Source organism: Promicromonospora sp. NPDC060271 (assembly GCF_042726755.1).
GTDB lineage: Bacteria > Actinomycetota > Actinomycetes > Actinomycetales > Cellulomonadaceae > Promicromonospora.
This window is the reverse complement of the sequence record NZ_JBHXBG010000111.1, coordinates 1-18,716: the sequence shown is the minus strand read 5'-3', so window position 1 is coordinate 18,716 and position 18,716 is coordinate 1. Positions and strand designations below refer to the sequence as shown.

General features: G+C 70.4%; 17 protein-coding genes and 1 pseudogene. 6 read left to right on the top strand and 12 right to left on the bottom strand.

What is annotated here, in order from left to right; genetic code table 11:
* Positions 1 to 58: 58 nt before the first annotated feature.
* The 11 genes from secF to ACFWE2_RS16970 all read right to left on the bottom strand — a co-directional run bounded on the left by secF (position 59) and on the right by ACFWE2_RS16970 (position 10,966).
* A complete protein-coding gene (gene secF / locus ACFWE2_RS17020; RefSeq protein WP_377225403.1) occupies positions 59 to 1,150 on the bottom strand; it encodes a protein translocase subunit SecF in 1,092 nt (363 codons plus the stop codon).
* Complete coding sequence (gene secD, locus ACFWE2_RS17015; RefSeq protein ID WP_377225402.1) at positions 1,150 to 2,982, bottom strand: protein translocase subunit SecD; 1,833 nt, start codon at positions 2,980 to 2,982, stop codon at positions 1,150 to 1,152. Before secD ends, secF begins: the two co-directional genes overlap by 1 nt.
* A 123-nt stretch (positions 2,983 to 3,105) precedes the next feature.
* A complete protein-coding gene (gene yajC, locus ACFWE2_RS17010; protein ID WP_377225404.1) occupies positions 3,106 to 3,534 on the bottom strand; it encodes a preprotein translocase subunit YajC in 429 nt (142 codons plus the stop codon).
* 1,021 nt (positions 3,535 to 4,555) lie between these two features.
* The gene (gene ruvB, locus ACFWE2_RS17005) at positions 4,556 to 5,590 is read right to left on the bottom strand and encodes a Holliday junction branch migration DNA helicase RuvB (protein WP_377225401.1); all 1,035 of its coding nucleotides are present in this window, start codon (positions 5,588 to 5,590) and stop codon (positions 4,556 to 4,558) included.
* On the bottom strand, positions 5,583 to 6,212 hold the full coding sequence (gene ruvA / locus ACFWE2_RS17000; RefSeq protein ID WP_377225400.1) for a Holliday junction branch migration protein RuvA: 630 nt from the start codon (positions 6,210 to 6,212) through the stop codon (positions 5,583 to 5,585). The genes ruvB and ruvA overlap by 8 nt, the downstream gene beginning before the upstream one ends.
* Before the next feature lie 155 nt (positions 6,213 to 6,367).
* Entirely contained in the window at positions 6,368 to 6,934 is a 567-nt protein-coding gene (ruvC, locus tag ACFWE2_RS16995; RefSeq protein WP_377225399.1) for a crossover junction endodeoxyribonuclease RuvC, read from the bottom strand.
* Between the two features lie 90 nt (positions 6,935 to 7,024).
* Positions 7,025 to 7,786, bottom strand: coding sequence for a YebC/PmpR family DNA-binding transcriptional regulator (locus tag ACFWE2_RS16990; protein ID WP_377225398.1), 762 nt, complete (start codon positions 7,784 to 7,786; stop codon positions 7,025 to 7,027).
* Between the two features lie 80 nt (positions 7,787 to 7,866).
* Positions 7,867 to 8,499: a pyridoxal 5'-phosphate synthase glutaminase subunit PdxT gene (gene pdxT, locus ACFWE2_RS16985; protein WP_377225397.1), complete on the bottom strand. Its 633-nt coding sequence runs from the start codon at positions 8,497 to 8,499 to the stop codon at positions 7,867 to 7,869.
* Between the two features lie 61 nt (positions 8,500 to 8,560).
* Complete coding sequence (locus ACFWE2_RS16980; protein ID WP_377225396.1) at positions 8,561 to 9,667, bottom strand: Abi family protein; 1,107 nt, start codon at positions 9,665 to 9,667, stop codon at positions 8,561 to 8,563.
* 263 nt (positions 9,668 to 9,930) lie between these two features.
* On the bottom strand, positions 9,931 to 10,473 hold the full coding sequence (locus ACFWE2_RS16975) for an NUDIX hydrolase (protein ID WP_377225395.1): 543 nt from the start codon (positions 10,471 to 10,473) through the stop codon (positions 9,931 to 9,933).
* Positions 10,474 to 10,498: 25 nt separating this feature from the next.
* Positions 10,499 to 10,966: a hypothetical protein gene (locus tag ACFWE2_RS16970; RefSeq protein ID WP_377225394.1), complete on the bottom strand. Its 468-nt coding sequence runs from the start codon at positions 10,964 to 10,966 to the stop codon at positions 10,499 to 10,501.
* 123 nt (positions 10,967 to 11,089) lie between these two features.
* On the opposite strand from ACFWE2_RS16970, the gene ACFWE2_RS16965 reads away from it, so the two are divergent.
* The 3 genes from ACFWE2_RS16965 to ACFWE2_RS16955 are packed head-to-tail and all read left to right on the top strand — an operon-like array spanning position 11,090 to position 14,725.
* Complete coding sequence (locus ACFWE2_RS16965) at positions 11,090 to 11,983, top strand: hypothetical protein (protein ID WP_377225393.1); 894 nt, start codon at positions 11,090 to 11,092, stop codon at positions 11,981 to 11,983.
* Positions 11,984 to 12,020: 37 nt separating this feature from the next.
* Entirely contained in the window at positions 12,021 to 14,198 is a 2,178-nt protein-coding gene (locus ACFWE2_RS16960) for a hypothetical protein (protein ID WP_377225392.1), read from the top strand.
* A complete protein-coding gene (locus ACFWE2_RS16955) occupies positions 14,195 to 14,725 on the top strand; it encodes a hypothetical protein (protein WP_377225391.1) in 531 nt (176 codons plus the stop codon). Before ACFWE2_RS16960 ends, ACFWE2_RS16955 begins: the two co-directional genes overlap by 4 nt.
* Positions 14,726 to 14,770: 45 nt before the next feature.
* On the opposite strand, the gene hrpB is transcribed toward ACFWE2_RS16955, so the two are convergent.
* On the bottom strand, positions 14,771 to 17,287 hold the full coding sequence (hrpB, locus tag ACFWE2_RS16950) for an ATP-dependent helicase HrpB (protein ID WP_377225390.1): 2,517 nt from the start codon (positions 17,285 to 17,287) through the stop codon (positions 14,771 to 14,773).
* Between the two features lie 232 nt (positions 17,288 to 17,519).
* On the opposite strand from hrpB, the gene ACFWE2_RS16945 reads away from it, so the two are divergent.
* The 3 genes and pseudogenes from ACFWE2_RS16945 to ACFWE2_RS16935 form a co-directional block, all read left to right on the top strand.
* Entirely contained in the window at positions 17,520 to 17,813 is a 294-nt protein-coding gene (locus ACFWE2_RS16945; protein ID WP_377225389.1) for an excisionase family DNA-binding protein, read from the top strand.
* A gap of 91 nt (positions 17,814 to 17,904) precedes the next feature.
* Positions 17,905 to 18,480: a hypothetical protein gene (locus ACFWE2_RS16940; RefSeq protein ID WP_377225388.1), complete on the top strand. Its 576-nt coding sequence runs from the start codon at positions 17,905 to 17,907 to the stop codon at positions 18,478 to 18,480.
* Between the two features lie 24 nt (positions 18,481 to 18,504).
* Positions 18,505 to 18,716, top strand: a pseudogene (locus ACFWE2_RS16935) (hypothetical protein); the annotation flags it as partial.

Genomic DNA, 18,716 nt, shown 5'->3' with positions numbered 1-18,716 from the left:
CTCCGGCAGCAGGCCGGAGAGGGCGACGTCGGTCATGTCGTCTGCCACGAAGCGGAGCCTACCGGCGGCGCTTGGGCTGAGCGGAATGTCCCTGGTGATGACCGGGTACGAGCTGCGCCGAACCGGACGCCGCGGCGGCCAGCATGCTCTCGTCGGCGCCCTCGGCCACGAGGCCCGCACGCAGGTCCATGACCTTCTTGGTGTGCGCGGCGATCTTGGGCTCACCCTCGCGCAGCGCCACGTCCAGCGGCGTGGCGAGGAAGATGGACGACGTCGCGCCCACCGCGATACCCACGAACAGCGACAGCGAGATGTCCTTCAGCGTGCCGGCCCCCAGGAGGAAGCCACCGACGAAGAGGATGCCCGCGACCGGCAGCAGTGCGACCACCGAGGTGTTGATGGACCGGACCAGCGTCTGGTTCACCGCGAGGTTCGCCCGCTCCGCGTAGGTGCTGCGCGTCTGCTCGGTCAGGGCGACGGAGTTCTCGCGGACCTTGTCGAAGACGACCATCTTGTCGTAGAGCGAGAAGCCGAGGATGGTCAGGAAGCCGATGATCGTCGACGGCGTGACCTCCCAGCCGATCAGCGCGTACACGCCGGCCGAGACCAGGACGTCCAGGAGCATCGCGACGATGGCGGCCACCGACATGCGCCAAGCCCGGAAGTAGATGGCCATGAAGACCGCCGCGGCGACGACGAACGCGACGGTGCCCCAGAGGGCTCGCATGCTCACCGACTCGCCCCAGGTGGGACCGATGAAGTTCGCCGTGACCTCCGACGTCTCCACGCCGTACGCCTCGCCCAGTGCGTTCTGGAGCGCGGTGGTCTCGTCGTTGTCGAGCTGCGACACCTGGACCCGGACGCCGTTCGGGCCGACCTGGGTGACGTGCGGCTCATGGCCGGGCACCACCTCGGCGACGGTGTCGATCGCGATGTCCTGGTCCGTGTTCGACGTGCCCGAGACGGTGAACTCGGAACCACCGCGGAAGTCGATACCGAGGTTGAGGCCCTGGAACACGAGCACGAGGATCGACGCGACCGAGAAGAGGCCGACGATCGAGAACCAGACCCGCCTCTTCTGGATGATCGGGTAGGACCGACGCCCCGTGTAGAGGTCGTTGCCCCACTGGGCGAAGCCGCCGCGAGCCATCAGTGCTTCTCCTCGTTCTGAGCCGCTTCGGCGGCAGCCTTGCGCTCGGCGGCACGCCGCTCCGCGATAGTCATCCTGCGGCCGTCCTCGGCGACACGCGGCGCCTTGCTCACGGACTGTGCCGAGACCAGCTCACGCTCCGGGCCCGGCGCGTCGGCGACGGGGGCGTCGGCGACGGCGGACCGCGGACCGGAGAACTGCCCGGCGCCCCGGTACCGCGGCGCGACGTCCAGCCGGTCCGCCGAGAGGCCGGACGCCTTGTGGCCGTCACGGAAGAACGGCACCTTGGCCAGGAGCTCCATGACCGGGTGGGTGAACCAGATGACCACCATGACGTCGATGATCGTCGTCAGACCGAGCGTGAACGCGAAGCCGCGCACCCCGCCGACGGTCATGAAGTACAGGATCACCGCGGAGAGCAGGTTCACGGCCTTGGCCGCGTAGATGGTGCGGCGCGCACGGAGCCAGCCACGCTGGACGGCGAGCCGCAGCGTGCGCCCGTCACGCAGCTCGTCACGGATACGTTCGAAGTACACGATGAACGAGTCCGCCGTGAAGCCGATGGCCACGATCAGACCGGCGATACCCGGCAGGGAGAGGCGGTAGCCCATCCCCCAGCTCAGGAGCGCGATCACCACGTAGGTCATCGCACCGGCCACGACCAGCGACAGGACGGTCAGCAGACCGAGGGTGCGGTACTGGAACAGCGAGTAGACGACGACCAGCGCCAGACCGATCAGGCCGGCGAACAGACCGCGCTGGAGCTGCTCGGAGCCCAGCGTTGCCGAGATCGTGTTCTGCCCCTCGACCTCGAAGGTGAGCGGGAGCGAACCGAAGCTGAGCTGGTTGGCCAGCGTGGCGGCCGTGTCGCGGGTGAAGGAGCCGGTGATGCTGGCCTGCCCGTTCGTGATCGGGTCGTTGCTGCTCGGCGCGGAGACGACCAGGCCGTCCAGCACGATGGCGAACTGGTTGCGCGGCGGCTCCAGCGGCGTCAGGCGCGTCGTGGTCTCGCGGAACTTCGTCGTGCCGTCGGCGTTGAAGTCGAGGTTGACCCCCCAGACGTTCGAGACGGCGCCGTTCGGGCCCGGCTGCAGACCGGAGGTGGCCGAGGTCAGGTCGGTGCCGTCCACCTCGACGGGGCCGAGGATGTACTTGGCCGCACCGGTCTGGTCGCACGTGACGAGCAGGAGGTTCGGGTTGTCGCCGCCGCCGCCCTCACGGTTCTTCGGGTCGGTGCAGTCGAGCGCGTCGTACGCGGCCTGGACCGACGGCGTGATCTGCGTCAGGTCGGAGGGGTCCGTCGCCTCCTTGATCGCCTTCTCCTGCTCGGCGATCTCCTCCTTGGTCGGCTCGGCGGCTGCGGCGTCTTCGGCCGCGGCGTCGTCGCCCGCTGCCGCGTCGGCACCGTCGCCGGATGCGGAGGGGCTCGCCGAGGGCTGCACCGTCGGGACCGGGTTGCCGATCGTCAGGACCGGGCGGAACTTCATCTGCGCCGCCTGCGAGATCAGCGCGACGGTCGCCGGGTCCACCTTGCCGGGGATCTCGACGACGATCTGCTTGTCGCCCTGGCTGGCGATCTCGGCCTCGGTGACGCCGTTGGCGTCGACACGCTGCCGGATGACACCGATGGCCTCTTCCATCGCCTCCGGGGTGATCTCGGATCCGTCGGAGGTGACGGCCTTCAGGATGACCTGGGTTCCGCCCTGTAGGTCAAGGGCCAGGCCGGGGGCCAGGCTTGCTCCGTCAGGATTGCTGTCCGACTTTCCGTCGAACTGCCAACCAGCCAAGAGGGCGCCGAAGGGCAGCAGGATCGTCAAGATCGTCAGGAGCACGATCGTACGAACCGGCCGCGAGCGCCGGGTGTCAGTCGCCAACGTCTGTCTCTTCTCGTGTGCGCACCGGGGTACGTCCGGTGCGGGTTCGGCGCCGTCCGGGGTCACCGGACGGCGCGGCCGTCACTTACCGTCTGCTTCGGCGTCCCGCCGCTGCTGCTCCTGGTACTCGCGCCTGGCGGTGTCCAGCTCAGACAGGTCGTCGGGAACGTCCTTCGTGTCGGGGCTGATCGTACTTGCCCTTTCGCCGTCCGTTGTGACTTCGGACTCATCGGCCGCGTCGTCGGCGTCCTCGTCGGCGAGGGGCTCCTCGATCTTCTTCGAGATGGCGGCACGGAGCCAGGTGGTGGGGCTGCCCGGGAAGGACTCGATGGTCACCTGGTCGGTCGCGTCGTCGACGTCGATGACGGTACCGATCATGCCGGAGGCGGTCATGACCTTGGTCCCGACGGTGAGGTTGTTCCGGAACTCCGCTGCCTCGCGCTGCTGCTTGCGGGTGCGGGAGGACATGAAGAACATCACCACGAGGAGGATCGCGATGAGAATGAGCATTTCCACGGTAAGGGTCCCTGTTCGATTGCGGTGTCGGATGAGCAGCGCTCGTATGTCGCGCACGTTCGACGAGGATCCAACCCAGTGTAGTGCCGGGGCGGGATCCTCGGGCGCCCCTCGAAGGGCGCTAGGTGATCAACGTCGGGACTTGAGCAAAGTTCCCGATTTGGTGAGCTCCAGCGTGGGGTGCAGCCTCGAAGCGCTGTAGGCCTGTAGTGGTTCGGCCGGCAACACTGCCGTGACCCAAGCGCTCGGGCGCCGCCCGGCCGACTGTTCGGGCTCAGCAGCCAGAGCTACCGCGCACGCCGCAACAGCTTGGTGCGATTTCAACACATCGGCCCAATGAGTCGTACGGTCACCGGGAGCAGGGAGATCAGGCGGGACGGCTCGCTGGTGATCTGGCGCGCCGACTTCCCGGGCCACGAGGTGTGCGCGGTCTTCACACCCACATCTTCCGAGCGGTAGACGCCAACTGTCACGTCTGCACAATCGTGGATACGGACCGAAGCGGTTCAGGAACGGGAGTGCGTGGGGTGCGACTGTCCCCACGCACCCGCGGCACTACCGGACGCGGAAGGACCGCGTCCCTGAGCAACTGCTGTCGCCCGAGCTGGTATTCACGTTGCAGCTGTAGTACTGGATGAGAGTCCCAACTGGCGCGGAGCGCGTCGATTCCACCTGCGTAGTGGTGTTACACCCGTTCGCATTTCGGTGAGTGCGCCACGAGTCGCTCCCGATCTTGTAGTGAGTGACGGGTCCACGTGAGTCACACGCTTCGTCGCTCGTGGAGATGCCGGCCTTGCCGCTGTTCATGGGAGCGTGGATGCACGACATCGCACCATCGTCCGGCGATTTCACACAGTCAGTTACATCCGCGTTCGCTGGCACACCGAAGAACAGCAGCGGCGAAGTGAAGACCAAGGTCAAGGCAAGGCGAAAGAACCTGCGCATAGTTCCCCCTCGTAGAACAGAATGTGGTGGCACAGACCTTGTCACACCACCCAAGAAGGGTCAAGGAAAGTCAAAATTTAGGCTGAGTGAGCCCTAAGTGCTCCCAGGCCGCGGGAGTCGCCACGCGGCCGCGCGGTGTGCGTCCGATCAGGCCCTCGCGCACGAGGTAGGGCTCTGCGACGGTCTCGACCGTCTCCGCCTCCTCGCCCACGGTCATGGCCAGAGTGCTGAGCCCGACGGGTCCCCCGCCGAACCGGGTGCACAGCGCGGTGAGCACGGCGCGGTCGAGCCGGTCCAGGCCGATGGGGTCGACCTCGTAGACCTCGAGCGCGGACCGCGCGGCGTGCAGGTCGAGGCGCCCGTCGCCGCGCACCTGCGCCCAGTCGCGCACGCGGCGCAGCAGGCGGTTGGCGATGCGGGGGGTGCCGCGCGAGCGGCCGGCGATCTCGTGCGCCGCCGCGTGCTCCAGGTGTGCCCCGAGCAGCCCGGAGGAACGCAGGATCACGCGCTCCAGCTCCTCCGGCGAGTAGTAGTCCATGTGCCCGGTGAAGCCGAAGCGGTCCCGGAGCGGGGCGGGCAGCAGGCCGGAGCGCGTGGTGGCGCCGACGACGGTGAACCGCGGCAGCGCGAGCGGGATCGCCGAGGCGCCCGCACCCTTGCCGACGATGACGTCGACGCGGAAGTCCTCCATCGCGACGTACAGGAGCTCCTCGGCGGGGCGGGCCAGCCGGTGGATCTCGTCGATGAACAGCACGTCCCCCTCCTCCATCGAGGACAGGACGGCGGCGAGGTCGCCGGCGTGCTGGATCGCGGGGCCGCTCGTGAGTCGCAGGTGCGAGCCCAGCTCGCCCGCGATGATCATCGCGAGGGTCGTCTTGCCGAGACCGGGCGGGCCGGACAGCAGGACGTGGTCGGGCGGGTTGCCGCGCGCGACCGCCGCCTGCAGCACGAGCGAGAGCTGGTCGCGCACCACCCGCTGGCCGACGAACTCGTCGAGCCGCTTGGGCCGGAGCGCTGCTTCGGCGGCCCGCTCGACCTCGTCGGCGCCGGGCGTGACGATGCGGTCCCGCTCGCCGGTGGCCGAGCCTGCCGAGACCTCAGCCACGGTGTCCTCCCAGCAGGCGCAGCGCGGCGCGGAGCGTCGTCGCGACCTCGTCGGCCGCTATCGCGTCGGTCCCGGCGTCGGCGAGCACCTTCGCCACGGCGTCGTCGGCCTGCTTGGCCGGCCAGCCGAGCCCTGCCAGGGCCTCGACCACGCGCTCGGAGTGGTCGCCCGCGTTCGCGGCGGGCTCGGCCGCCGCCCCGCTACCCGTGAGCGCCCCCGACGGCGGCCCGAGCCGGTCCCCCAGCTCGAGAACGATGCGCTGCGCGCCCTTCCTGCCGATGCCAGGGACCCGGGTGAGCGCGGCGAGGTCCTCACCGGCGACCGCCCGGCGCAGCGCGTCCGGGGTGTGCACGGCGAGCATCGCGAGCGCCAGGCGCGGCCCGACGCCGGACACCGTCTGCACCACCTCGAACACGTCGCGCTCGTCGGGGTCGCCGAACCCGTACAGCGTCATCGAGTCCTCACGGACCACCATGCTCGTCGCGACGCCGGCCGTCTCGCCGACGCGCAGCGTGGCCAGCGTGGTGGGCGTGGCGTGCACGAGATAGCCGACGCCGCCGACGTCGACCACCGCGCGGTCCAGGCCCACATGGGCCACGGTTCCCGTCAGCGAGGCGATCACGGGGTCCCCCTTCTCGGGTCGTGGATGGGGCCTCGATGGTCCAGCTCGTCGAGACCCACTCGAACAGTCGTGCGACGACCCTAACAAGCCGGACCACCCGCTCCCCCGCACCACGCCGCCGGTACGTGCCAGCGCCCCGGCCGGCGGCCGAGGGCTCAGCGACGGGGGCGCTGCTTCGCTGCCTGTTCCGCGGCGGCCCAGGCGCGCTGCGCGGGGGTGAGCTCGTGCCGGTCGCCGCCCTGCAGCGCTCCGGCGGGCCGCCACAGGTGGCAGACGGCGAGGGCCAGCGCGTCGGCGGCGTCGGCGGGCCGCGGTGCCTCGGAGAGGTCGAGGATGCGGGTGATCATCGTCGTCACCTGGGCCTTGTCGGCGCGGCCGGAACCGGTCACCGCCGCCTTCACCTCCGACGGCGTGTGCAGGGCGACGGGCACACCCCGGCGGGCCGCTGCCACCATGGCCAGGCCCGCCGCCTGGGCGGTCCCCATCACGGTGCCGACGTTGTGCTGCGCGAACACCCGCTCGACCGCGACGACGTCGGGCACGTGCTCGTCGAGCCACAGGTCCAGACCCTCGGCGATCCTGAGCAGCCGCAGGTCGGTGGACAGCTCCGGTTCGGAGCGGATCACACCGACCGCGACCATCCGTGCCCGGCGCCCGGGCAGGGAGTCGACCACACCGATTCCGCACCTGGTCAGGCCCGGGTCGACCCCTAGTACGCGCATGGCGTCAGGTTCTCATGGCGCCGGGCCGGGGCTCGACAGGCTCGGCCGACGAGCGGGCTCGTCAGCGGGCAGGACCGGCCAGCAGGTGCGTCAGTCCTCTTCGTCGAGAGCGGCCATGACCTCGTCGCTCGCGTCGAAGTTCGCGTAGACGCTCTGCACGTCGTCGCTGTCCTCGAGCGCGTCGATGAGGCGCATGATCTTGCGAGCGCCCTCGACGTCCACCTCGACCTGCATGGAGGGGTGGAAGATCACGTCGGCTGAGTCGTACTCGATGCCTGCTTCCTGGATGGCGGTTCGCACCGACACCAGGTCGGTGGCCTCGGTCAGGACCTCGATGACCTCGCCCTGGTCCGTCACGTCCTCGGCGCCGGCGTCGAGCGCTGCGAGCATGACCTCGTCCTCGCCCACGCCGTCGGCCTTCGGGACCACGATCAGGCCCTTGCGGGAGAACAGGTACGACACCGAGCCCGGGTCGGCGAGGTTGCCGCCGTTGCGGCTGAACGCCAGACGCACCTCGGAGGCCGCGCGGTTCTTGTTGTCGGTGAGGCACTCGACCAGCACCGCGATGCCGTTGGTGCCGTAGCCCTCGTACATGATCGTCTGGTAGTCGACGGCGTCGGCGCCCTCGCCGGAACCGCGCTTCAGCGCGCGGTCGATGTTGTCGTTCGGGACCGACGACTTCTTCGCCTTCTGCACCGCGTCGAACAGCGTCGGGTTACCGGCGAGGTCGCCGCCACCCGTGCGCGCCGCGACCTCGATGTTCTTGATCAGCTTCGCGAAGAGCTTGCCGCGCTTGGCGTCGATCGCGGCCTTCTTGTGCTTGGTCGTGGCCCACTTGGAGTGACCTGACATGCCTCTACCTGACTCCTTGCATTTCCGATGGCTCTTGCTGTGACGTCTTCAGTGGCGTCGAACGGTAGCGGGCGAAGCGCTCAGCCACCCGTAACCATGCCGACGAACAACCCGTGCACTCGCGTGTCCCCCGTGATCTCGGGGTGGAATGCGGTGGCGAGCAGCGGGCCCTGCCGTGCTGCGACGATCCTACCGGCGGCCGCCACAGGACGGCCCTGCGTATCCACAGCGGGGATACGTGCGAGCACCTCGACGTCGCGCCCGGCCTCCTCGATCCAGGGGGCGCGGATGAAGGCGGTGCGTACCGGACCACCGTCGGAGACACCCACGAGGTCGAGGTCCGTCTCGAACGAGTCGACCTGCCGCCCGAACGCGTTGCGCCGCACGACCACGTCCATGCCGCCGACGGTCTGCTGGTCGGCGGTCCCGTCCAGGATCCGGTCGGCGAGCAGGATCATCCCCGCGCACGAGCCGTACACCGGCAGGCCCTCCTTGATCCGGGCCTGCAGCGGGTCGCGCAGCTCGAAGATGCGCAGCAGCTTGTCGATGGTCGTGGACTCCCCGCCGGGAAGCACGAGCCCGTCGACGGCGGCCAGCTCGGCCGGGCGCCGGACGGACACGGCGTGCGCGCCGACGGACTCCAGGGCGGTCAGGTGCTCACGGACGTCGCCCTGCAGGGCGAGGACGCCGATGGTCGGTGTACTCACAACCATCCATTCTACGGCGCCGCAGTGGTCACCCGAGGACTGGCCCGCCTCGCTGTGGATCTCAGGATCAGACCAGCTCCCGGGAATCACCAACGCCGTCGTCCCTCACACTCGCGGCATCCGCCGACAACTCCGCGGCGTTGCCAGGGCGCATCGGCGGGATGCCTGTGAGGTCGCTCCCCGGAACCCACAGACGCGGAGACTGCATCTGGCGTTCCCAACCGACTGGGAATCCCATGTCAGCGAGGGACACCACCCCATCGGCAGGAAACCCGCAGAGAAGGTCCACGAGCTCGGCGTTCCAAGCGCCGTCCATCGAGACCTTCTCCATCAGGAACCAGAGGATCATGAGCGCCGGATAGAACCGAGCACGATCACGATGCTCAAGGTCGGCAAGGTGCTCAAGCTCCTTGATGCCGCGAAGCGCCGACACCCGGATCGTGTCCGTGAAGTGCCTGTTCCATAGCCGCGCATGGTGCGCGCACGTGTTCCGCGCGAGATTCAAGGTTCGCAGCCAGTTGGCAAGGACGGACCCGTCACCCGTTCCCGACCGATCGACGACACCGAGCTGGAGCGCGATGGCGTCGCGGTCACGCCGCTTCAGCCCCTGGAAAAGGACCGAGAGGGCACCGAAGTCGACGACCTCGAGCGCGGCCCAGATCGGCAGATCGCCGCCGTACTTCTTCCCGTAGTGCTGCACGTACTCCTCTGCGGACCGCGCCTGGTGCCCACGAAGCTTGGCAATCCAGCCGGAGTGCCGTGATGGTCGCCCCTGGCCCGGCATACAGAACCGCTTGTCGAGATGGCTAGGGTCCAGGTGCGCAAACGGCCCACGTCTACCCAGGGCATCGGTGACCCTTACACGGACAGCAACTTCGATTCGTTCGATCGCGTCCATGGTCAGAAGCTTGAGCTTCCGATCGAACTCGTAGACCCGCAGCACCTGAGCCAAGTCCGTTCCAGCACTGACGTCAACCGCGCGTATCGGACGGCCTTCGCGGGACGACGCGGCCCGATCGACGACGCGGTACGGGTACCAGTAGCCACTGAGTCGGTGGTATCCGATCTGCCCCAGCGCGAACAGGCAAGTAGCTTCGTCGAGCCGCATACCGCGCTGTCGCAGTAGCGCCGCCTGCTGCTGGCTCGATAGGTGAGGCTTGATGTAGTGGGGCACGTCGTTTCCTCGAAGTTGCGATAATTTCACGCCATATGCAGCCCAGGAGCGATGAATACGCCCACTGATGGCGCGTTCGAGGTTAACGAGGCGGGACCAATTCCTCTAGTTGAAAGCAGGCTGGTCGAACCGCGGGTCAAGAAGACATGAAGACCGGCCCGTGATCGCAGGGCGATCAGAGGGGCCGGTCGTGTTGCCAGCAACGATACGGTCAGCCCGACGCTGGCGCAACACACCTGCCTTGCGACGCGCAGGCGGCGCCGTCAGTCGTCGAACTGCTCGCCCAGGTGCCGGACCTGTCCGTCCCAGCCCGCGACCAGGTGGTCGACGACGTCGGGCAGCTCGGGCGGGAACACCTCCAGCGGCTGGCCGCGCAGCTCCGCCGTCGTCAGCCAGGCCATCTCGTCGAGCAGCTCGCGCTCGGCGGGGGTCCAGCCGGCGGCCGTCACCTCAACCGCCTCGGTCGTCCGCGCGAGGTAGAAGACCTCGTGCTGGCGGCACGTCTCGGCGAAGAACTCGAAGATGCCCGTCCGCGTGAGCACCGGACCCACCAGGTCACCGGCGGAGAGCGTGATGCCCACCTCCTCGTGGGTCTCCCGCAGCGCCGCCTGCTCGGGGGTCTCCCCCGCGTCGATGCCGCCACCCACCGTGAACCACCAGGACCGTTCGGGCTGGTTCACGTCGTGCCCGCGCATCACCAGCACCCGGTTCTCGGCGTCCAGCAGGATGACGCGAGCCGCCGAACGCTCGCGGACGCCGTCCGAGGCCGGGACCCAGTCGTCGCCGAGGGCGGAGGTGATGGACATGCGGGTCAGGATAACCGGGACGCCGTCAGCCCCACCTCAGGCCGAGCACCACCTGGCCGTCGGGCGCCGCGACGGCGTCGACCAGCATCCCGTTCAGGTAGTACTCGGTACCGTCCGCGGTGATGATCGTGGCCGTGCTGCCCCCGCCCGACGCGCCCTGGCCGGAGAGCGTCAGCCCGACGGAACCGTCGGCTATGTCGTCGACGGTCAGCAGGCCCCAGCCGCCGACCGTCAGGCCCGCCGGCATCTCCCAGTCCAGCTCCTCGTCCAGCTCGATCTCGGTCCCCGCCTCGACGACGACCTCGCAGGTGGCGTCGAAGCAGGCGTCGTAGTTCGTGCCGTCGGCGGCGGCCGGCTCGTCGTCGGGCATCGTGGACGCGGTGCCCGACGACGGGCCGCTCGCCCCGGCAGGGCCGCTCGGCCCCGGGCCGGGTCCACCACAGGCGGCCAGCCCGAGCACCACGACCGCGAGCGCTGCGTGTCGGCGCCTCATGGACACTCCTTCCCTCGGGTCCTGGATCCTGTGGTCAGTTGTACACGTCAGGCCCCGGGAGGGGTCCCCGACGACGCATAATCGCCGTACGTGCATCCAGCGACGCGCATACGGAGGCGATCGATGTCCGCAGACCGGACCACGGCGTGGCAGCACCGGCTCTACTTCGTCCTCCTCGGCCTGACCGACGTCGACCTGAGGGACGCGGGCGTGCGGTTCGACTACACCCGCGGCTCGCTCGGTGACCTGGAAGGAGCGGTCCTCGACCGTTTCGCGTCCACCGGTGATCTCGCCCGCCCCGGGCGCCGCGACCTCGTCGACGGCCTGGTGGCGTACGTGGGCGAGACCCTCATGCGCGCGGCGGGCGGCCGCTGGACCTGGGCCGACGACGCGGACACACCGCTGGTGTCCGCGGACCCGGAGCTGGGCCTCGCACCCGTGGCTCCGCGGTCCCTGCTGGAGGACGCCGTGGGTGCGCGGACCGGCGACCGGCTCGTGCGGGCACTCGACCGCTGGGCCCGGGCGGTCGCGGACCACCAGGCGCGCACCCCGGGCTGGCGCCCCGACAAGGAACGCACGATGGCCGACCCGCCGGAGTCGCGGGAGGACGAGCTGCGCGACTGGCTCGACCTGCAGGCGGGTTCCTTCGACGAGTGGGTCGCGTCGTTCGGCGGCGACACCACCTGGGACTTCACACCCGGGACGCTGCCAGCCGTGCAGGCGGTCCTGCGCGCGGCGGTGTCCTCCGCGGCGGGCCTGCACGGACCGGAGCACCTCCGGCTCCGCGACGGCGCGGCGTGGTACGTCGGCGAGACGTTCCGGCGCAACCTCGGCGGCGCGTGGGTCAAGACCGGCGCGGCGGGAACGCAGAACTTCCCGCGGGTCGAAGGGCTGGGTCCGCACGGCACGTCCCGGGTCACGCCGGTGATCGCTCTCGAAGGGGCCCTGGAGGAGGACGGCTACCTGAGCGAGCGGTTCCGCAAGGCGGGCACGTCCTTGCGGGGACGAAACGGGTGAACCTACCCTTGACCTGCCACGACACCGGAGGTCGCCCATGCAACGCACCGAGCGCCGAGGCGCCGTCACAGTACTGGTCGTCGCGCTGCTGGTCGCGTTGCTCGGCACGGGGGCCTCTCCGGCACCGGACCCGCTGAACCCTGCCCTGCCGCCGGAGCGGCTCGAGGCGACCAACGCGGCGGACACCGGCGTCGAGGGCTGGCAGTACACCTACCAGGACCTCAGCCAGTTCTGGAAGATACCCGCCGACTCCGACAAGCTCAGCACCCGGAACCTCGACGAGCTCCAGGACCACTCCGAGTACGCCTACGGCACCGAGGAGCACCTGCTGACCGCCTGGCGGGACTTCCTCCAGAAGCTCCGGGACGAGGGCGAGATCTCGCGCTGGGAAGAGCTGAGCGACGTCGAGAAGAAGGAGCTGTGGGGCGAGTACCTGAAGGGGTACATCGTCATCGGGCAGAACCGGGCCAAGGGCGCCGCCTTCGAGAAGCTCCTGGACCAGCTCTTCGGATACATCGCGCTCGGGTACCAGTACAACAAGGCGCTCCCCGGCACCGACGGCAAGCGGCGCGGCGACTACTTCTACGTCGACGAGGACGGCAACCTCCAGGTCGCCATCGAGGCGAAGTCCGGGAAGTCGGTCGACTACAAGCAGGCCCGCATGTACAAGGCGCTGAAGGACAGGTACGGCACCCGGGTCATCTACATCCTCGGCGACAACCCGGACCCGGCCACCGTCAGGTTCCTCGAAAGCCTCGGCTTCGAGGTCTACTACGTCAGGACCATGCCCAACCCGGGATCGTCCGCCGACGTCGGCACGGAACCGTTCGCCGGACCGCCCGGCTCGATGGACGGCGACGGCGCCCTGACGCCGTCCGAGGACACGATCGACCAGGCCACCGCCACGTCGCTCGGGACGGTGGGCCGCACCGAGGCGCTGCTGGAACACTTCGACGAGATGGCGCGCGACCTCGGCGAGTTCAACGCGGCCGACGCCGACCTGGTGGCCGACGACCTCGGCGGCGTCGACTTCTCCACCGTGGAGCTGCGGTACGTCACCGACGACTACGATCCCGAGCTCGGCACGTCCACCAGCTACTCGTTCTCCGTCGAGCCGGGCGACGGCGGCGTCTCGGTCGGCGGGCAGCGGGCCGCCAAGCTCGCCTCCGACTCGTTCTACACGTGGCTGGCCCTCGACCCCGAGACGTTCTGGGTGAACCTCAACCCCGACGAGCCCGACCGCATCGTCGACGAGCGGCTCGGCACCACCGACGCCGGGCGGGTGCTCCTCGAGGCCGACTTCGAGATGAAGAGGACCGTCGGGAAGCTCATCCACCCCGAGCGCAAGGCGGGCCTGCGCTTCTGGGACTCCCTGCGCGGCGTCGACAAGTGCCTCTCCATGAGGCAGTGGATCGTGCCGCGGCCCGCGGTGGTCCGGGACGCCGGCGACGAGCTGCTCATCCTCGACGCGCCGCTGGAGGTCAAGCTCGAGAACGAGTACGTGTCCGAGGGCGGCATCGCCGACACCTCCGGCTGCGAGAGCATCTCCGCGAAGGACGCCGCCCACAACGAGAAGGTCTACCGGCGCACGATCCTGCCGAAGCTGGAGAAGGCGGTCAACGAGGCGCCCGAGTACGCGGACCTGCGCCGGGTGTACACCAGCCGCGTGGCGGCCGAGTGGTTCCGGCAGCGCAGCGCTACCGAGACCACCGCCTACGACAGCATCATCGGGTCGGGCGACGTCACGCGCTGGCCCGCGACCGAGGACTGGACGCCCCAGGACACGTTCGACGCATACGTCGAGTCGTACCGCGAGGGCGAGTTCGACGTGACCCGCGAGACGCGCGAGGGCGACTACATCGTCACCAACACCTACGTCTACGGCGGTGTCGACTTCCTGGACGTGCCCACCGAGAAGGTGCCGGACGCCGAGTTCGCCCAGAAGTACGAGACCACGGCCTCTGCGGCCAGGCAGGGCATCACGTTCCCCGCGTCCGACGACGCCGCCGGCACGGTCTGGATGGGTGGCCAGGCGGCCGAGCGACCGCCGTGGGACCCCATCCCCGTGCCCGCCTCGCCGTGGTCGAGCCCGTTGTTCTACCTCGTCGCAGGGCTGCCGCTGGCCGCATGGCTGGTGTTCGGCGCGCTGCTGCTGCGGCGGGAGCGGCGGCCGGAGGTGGCAGCCGCCGTCGGACCGGAGGGTGGCGCGCGATGAGCCTGCCCCCGCGGCCCGGCACGGTCACGCTCGCGAACTACCTGCTCGGCGGTGTCGCCGCCGTCTGGCTCTCCGGGGCGGGCGCGGCGTACTTCGCCCTGCCCCACGTCGAGCACGCGGTGAGCGCACAGGCCGAGGACCCGCTCGCCGGTTCGTTCGCCGCGGTGCTCGTGGCTCTCGTCGTCACCGTCGCGGTCCTGCTGGCGGTGCTCCCGGTCCTGCTGACCGTCTTCGGCCTGCGGGGCAGCCCCACCGGACGGGTCCTGAGCATCGTCCTGTGCTCCGTGGCGATCCCCGTCGCGCTGCTCCTGCTCCTCGCCGACCCGTTCGGCTCGGTCCGCTGGCTGGGCGGGGTCTACACGGGGGTCTCCGTGCTGACCGTCCTGCTCGCGGGGGCCGTCATCGTCCTGCTGGCCCGGCGCACGGTGAAGACCTGGTCGGACGCCGCCGCGGCGACACAACGGGCGCGGCGTCCGGCCGCCGTACCGCCCGGCAACCCGTACGCTCACCCGCCTCTCGGCCAATGACCGGCAAGGCTGGTGACCGGCAAGGCTGGTGACCGGCAAGGCTGGTCACCGGCGTGGCTTGGCCCGGTCGGTCGGGACGGCGGTCAGCGGGTCCTCCGGCCACGGATGGCGCGGGTAGCGGGCGCGCAGGTCGGCTCGGACCTGGGGGTAGCCCTGCTTCCAGAACGAGGCGAGATCGCTGGTGATCGCGACCGGGCGCCGCGCGGGCGAGAGCAGGTGCAGGACGACGGGGACACGGCCGTCCGCGACGGCCGGCGTGGCGGTCCAGCCGAACACCTCCTGCAGCTTCACCGCGAGGACCGGTGGCTCGACGCCGTCGTACGCGAGCCGGACCGCCGAACCTGACGGGACCCGGAGCCGTTCCGGCGCGAGCTCGTCGAACCGGGCGGCCGCTGGCCACGGCATCAGCCGCCGCAGGGCCGAGGCCACGTCGATCCTGGCGAGGTCGCGTGCGCCGCGCACCGAGGCGAGCTCGGTACCCAGCCAGCCGTCGAGGTCGGCCAGCAGCGCCTCGTCGTCGACCGCCGGCCACGGGGCGCCCAGGTGCGCGTGGCAGAACGCGAGCCGTTCCCGCAGAGCGAGCGCGGCCTCCGACCACCGCAGCACGGACAGCCCGCCGCGCCGGAGGCCGTCGCGGACGGCGGCCTGGACGAGCAGGGGGTCGGGGTCCGCCAGCGGGACGTCGCCCAGCACTATCGCGCCGAGCGTCTCGACGCGCCGCGTCACGATCCGGCCGTCGTCCCAGCGGATCTGGTCGGTGGTCGAGAGGAGGTCGCCCGCGACGTCCCGCGCCGTCGGCTCGTCGATCGGCGCCGCGGAGCGGATCCTGGCGTCGGCGCGGCCGGGTGCCCGGTCGGCGACGGCGATCGCCAGCCAGGTGGTGGTCCGCAACGGCGACAGCGGGTCCAGCGCGGCGCCCGTGCCGCCGGACATCTGGTAGGTCGCCGAGCCGGTCCGCCGGGCGCGCGCGATCCGGTCCGGATAGGCCAGCCCCACCACGATCCCCACGGCGAGATCGTCGGGCACCGCGTGCGTCCCCCGGCCGCCCTGCGGGTCGCCGCCCGTCGTGCCTCGGCCGAGCCGCCTGGCCTCCTCGCGCCAGCGGGCCGTGGCCCCGCGGTCCTCGCCGCGGCGCAGCGCCCGCCACCGGGCCGGCAGATCGTCGCCGAAGCCGCGGCCGGAGTCGTCCGAGAGCATCGCGACGATCTCGTGCGCCCGGTCGGCGCCGACCCGCGGCGTCCCGTCGAGCAGCGCACGGGCGAGGCGGGGATGCGCCCCGATCGCCGTCATCCGCCGGCCCCGCTCGGTGATCCGGCCGTCGTCGTCGGTGGCGTCGATGCGGCGCAGCAGCTCGGTGGCCGCGGCCATCGCCGGCGCCGGTGGTGCGTCGAGGAGGGTCAGCCCGGCACCGGCGGGCGCACCCCAGGCCGCGAGGTCGAGGGCGAAGCCCGCCAGGTCGGCGATCGCGATCTCGGGCGCCGCGTGGTCGTCGAGACGCGCGTGGTCGGTCGCCGACCAGCACCGATAGACCCGGCCAGGGGCCTCCCGCCCGGCGCGGCCCGCCCGCTGGTCGGCCGACGACCTCGAGACCCGGCAGGTCACCAGCGCACCGAGGCCACGGGACTGGTCGGTCCGCGGCTCCCTGGCCAGACCCGCGTCGACCACGACCCGGACCCCTGGCACGGTCAGCGAGCTCTCCGCGACCGACGTCGTCACCACGATCCGACGGGTGGCGGACGGCGCCAGCGCTCGGTCCTGCTCGGCCCGGGACTGGCGGCCGAACAACGGCAGGACGTTCTGGTCGGCCAGCCGGCGGGTCACCCCGTTGATCTCGCCCTCGCCGGGGACGAACACGAGGACGTCGCCCTCGTTCTCGGCCAGGGCCCGCCGCACGACGGCGGCGACGTGGTCCAGCAGGCGCGGGTCCACGCGGCCGCCGGGCAGCAGCGGCACGGGGAGCGGCGGTGGGGCCCACTCGACCGCGACGTCGAACAGTGCGGCGGACGCGGTGATCACGGGCGCCGGGACGTCGGTGCCCAGCGCACGGCTCAGCCGCACCGTGTCCGCCGTGGCCGAGGTCGCGACGATCGCCAGGTCCTCCCGGAGGTTCGCCCGGACGTCGATCGCGAGCGCCAGCAGCAGGTCGGCGTCAAGGTGCCGCTCGTGACACTCGTCGATCACTATCGCGGCGACCCCCGGCAGCTCGGGGTCCTGCTGCAGCCGCCGGACGAGGAGCCCCGTCGTCACCACCTCGACGCGGAGCCCCTTGCCGCCGCTGCGCTCGCCGCGCATCGCGTAGCCGATCCGCTGCCCGAGTGGTTCGCCGACCAGCGTCGCCAGCCGCGCCGCGGCGGCACGGGTCGCCATCCGGCGTGGCTCGGCGACGATGATCGTGCCGTCGAGCGCGTCGGCCAGCGCGAGCGGCAGCAGCGAGGTCTTCCCCGATCCCGGCGGTGCGACGAGGACGGCGGTCCCGTGCGACCGCACGGCATCGACCGTTGCGGGCAGGACCGCCCGGACGGGCAGGTCCGCCCCGGGCACCGACGGTTCAGGCAGCAGCACGCCCTGACGGTAACCGACCGCCGCAGGAGTGGACGGACCGTGCACCTCCCGGCTCGGGCTACCGACACTGGGCAGGAAGCTGGAGATCCCGTCAGGACCGGGAGGACACCGGCTTTCACGGGGCGGAGTGCCTCCTTCTGCTTCCTCTTCTTCGCCCTCGAAGCGGCCTGAGCAGTGGAGCGGTCGCCGATCAGTATTGGCTGCTATCTGTTCATTCGGATATCCTTATGGCATGAGTGCGTTGGAGATCACACCCGGTGCGCCGGGTGACTGGGAGGCGGAGATCCGCCGTCACCTCGCTGCGGGCGAGCATGCGCGTGTGACGTTCGAGCGTCCGTCGATGACACCAGCAGAGATGGCAGAGTCGATCGGGGTCTCGCGAGCAACGATCCAGCGCAGGGTCCTGGCCGGTGAGATCCGTTCGGAGCGCCGTGGGAACCGCCACCGGATCCCACTGGACGAGGTGGAGCGGTTTCGGCGCGCGTACGTGCGGGAGATGGCAGCCGATCTTGGCGTCGACTTCTAGGCTGCGAGCGTTCGTCGACGCGAACGTTCTCGCCTCACCCGTCCCACGCACGATCTTGTACCTGTCCCGGCCGCTCTCGGACTTTGACCTGGTGTTCAGCCCATGGGTCGAGGCCGAAGCCGAACGTCACCAGAAACTCGGGCATGTGCCGGTCTCGGTGCTGCGACAACGGTACGACTGGCGGTTTGTCGCTGACCCGGACGAACCTGTCGAGCTGGAGGACACTGATCCGAAGGACCAGCCCGTGCTCGCGGCAGCAGTCGAGGCCGGCGCGCACTTCGTCGTGACGGGCAACGTAAAGGACTTCGGAGAACAGGACCTGGCCCGGCTCGGGATCGTCGCGGTCCACCCGGGGTTGTTCCTCACGCACCACATCACGGCAGAGACCTACCGTGAGGTGCTGGAAGCGGTCGGCGCCTCACGTGGGCGCGAGCCGCGCGACCCGTTGTCGATCCACGAGCAGGAGATCTCCGTTCACCTTCCGTCTCTGTTCGAGACGCATCGGGACCTCTTCGGTTCGGCAGTCCCAGACACGACGCACGAGCCGCCTGCTGTCGAAGTCCGGGGCAACCGGTGTGTCCGGTGCTTCGGAGCGCTGATCGATGGACGCGGCTCAGTCGTGGTCTTGTGTCCGGCCTGCTCCGGCGGGGCGATCCACCGAGCCTGAAGAACTCTGGAAAAATGCGTCATCGTGAACCATCTGCTGGACCTCGGGTCCCGGAAGTTCTGGCGCCTGGTCGGCAAGCCCGTCGACCTTTCCGGGAACCACTCCTGGTTGCGCGCCCCGATGAGCCGCTCCTCCACGGTCGGGGACGGCTGGCTCGCCACCGAGGCAGCGCACCACGGTGGCACGGTCGACGTCGACGTCCTCGTGGTGGGCGCGGGGCAGGCCGGGCTCTCGGC

Coding starts and splice junctions, on each gene's coding strand:
- secF (WP_377225403.1), bottom strand. CDS start 1,150: ATGGCTCGCGGCGGCTTCGCCCAGTGGGGCAACGACCTCTACACGGGG.
- yajC (WP_377225404.1), bottom strand. CDS start 3,534: ATGCTCATTCTCATCGCGATCCTCCTCGTGGTGATGTTCTTCATGTCC.
- ruvC (WP_377225399.1), bottom strand. CDS start 6,934: ATGCGCGTACTAGGGGTCGACCCGGGCCTGACCAGGTGCGGAATCGGT.
- ACFWE2_RS16990 (WP_377225398.1), bottom strand. CDS start 7,786: ATGTCAGGTCACTCCAAGTGGGCCACGACCAAGCACAAGAAGGCCGCG.
- pdxT (WP_377225397.1), bottom strand. CDS start 8,499: ATGGTTGTGAGTACACCGACCATCGGCGTCCTCGCCCTGCAGGGCGAC.
- ACFWE2_RS16975 (WP_377225395.1), bottom strand. CDS start 10,473: ATGTCCATCACCTCCGCCCTCGGCGACGACTGGGTCCCGGCCTCGGAC.
- ACFWE2_RS16970 (WP_377225394.1), bottom strand. CDS start 10,966: ATGAGGCGCCGACACGCAGCGCTCGCGGTCGTGGTGCTCGGGCTGGCC.
- ACFWE2_RS16965 (WP_377225393.1), top strand. CDS start 11,090: ATGTCCGCAGACCGGACCACGGCGTGGCAGCACCGGCTCTACTTCGTC.
- ACFWE2_RS16960 (WP_377225392.1), top strand. CDS start 12,021: ATGCAACGCACCGAGCGCCGAGGCGCCGTCACAGTACTGGTCGTCGCG.
- ACFWE2_RS16955 (WP_377225391.1), top strand. CDS start 14,195: ATGAGCCTGCCCCCGCGGCCCGGCACGGTCACGCTCGCGAACTACCTG.
- ACFWE2_RS16945 (WP_377225389.1), top strand. CDS start 17,520: ATGAGTGCGTTGGAGATCACACCCGGTGCGCCGGGTGACTGGGAGGCG.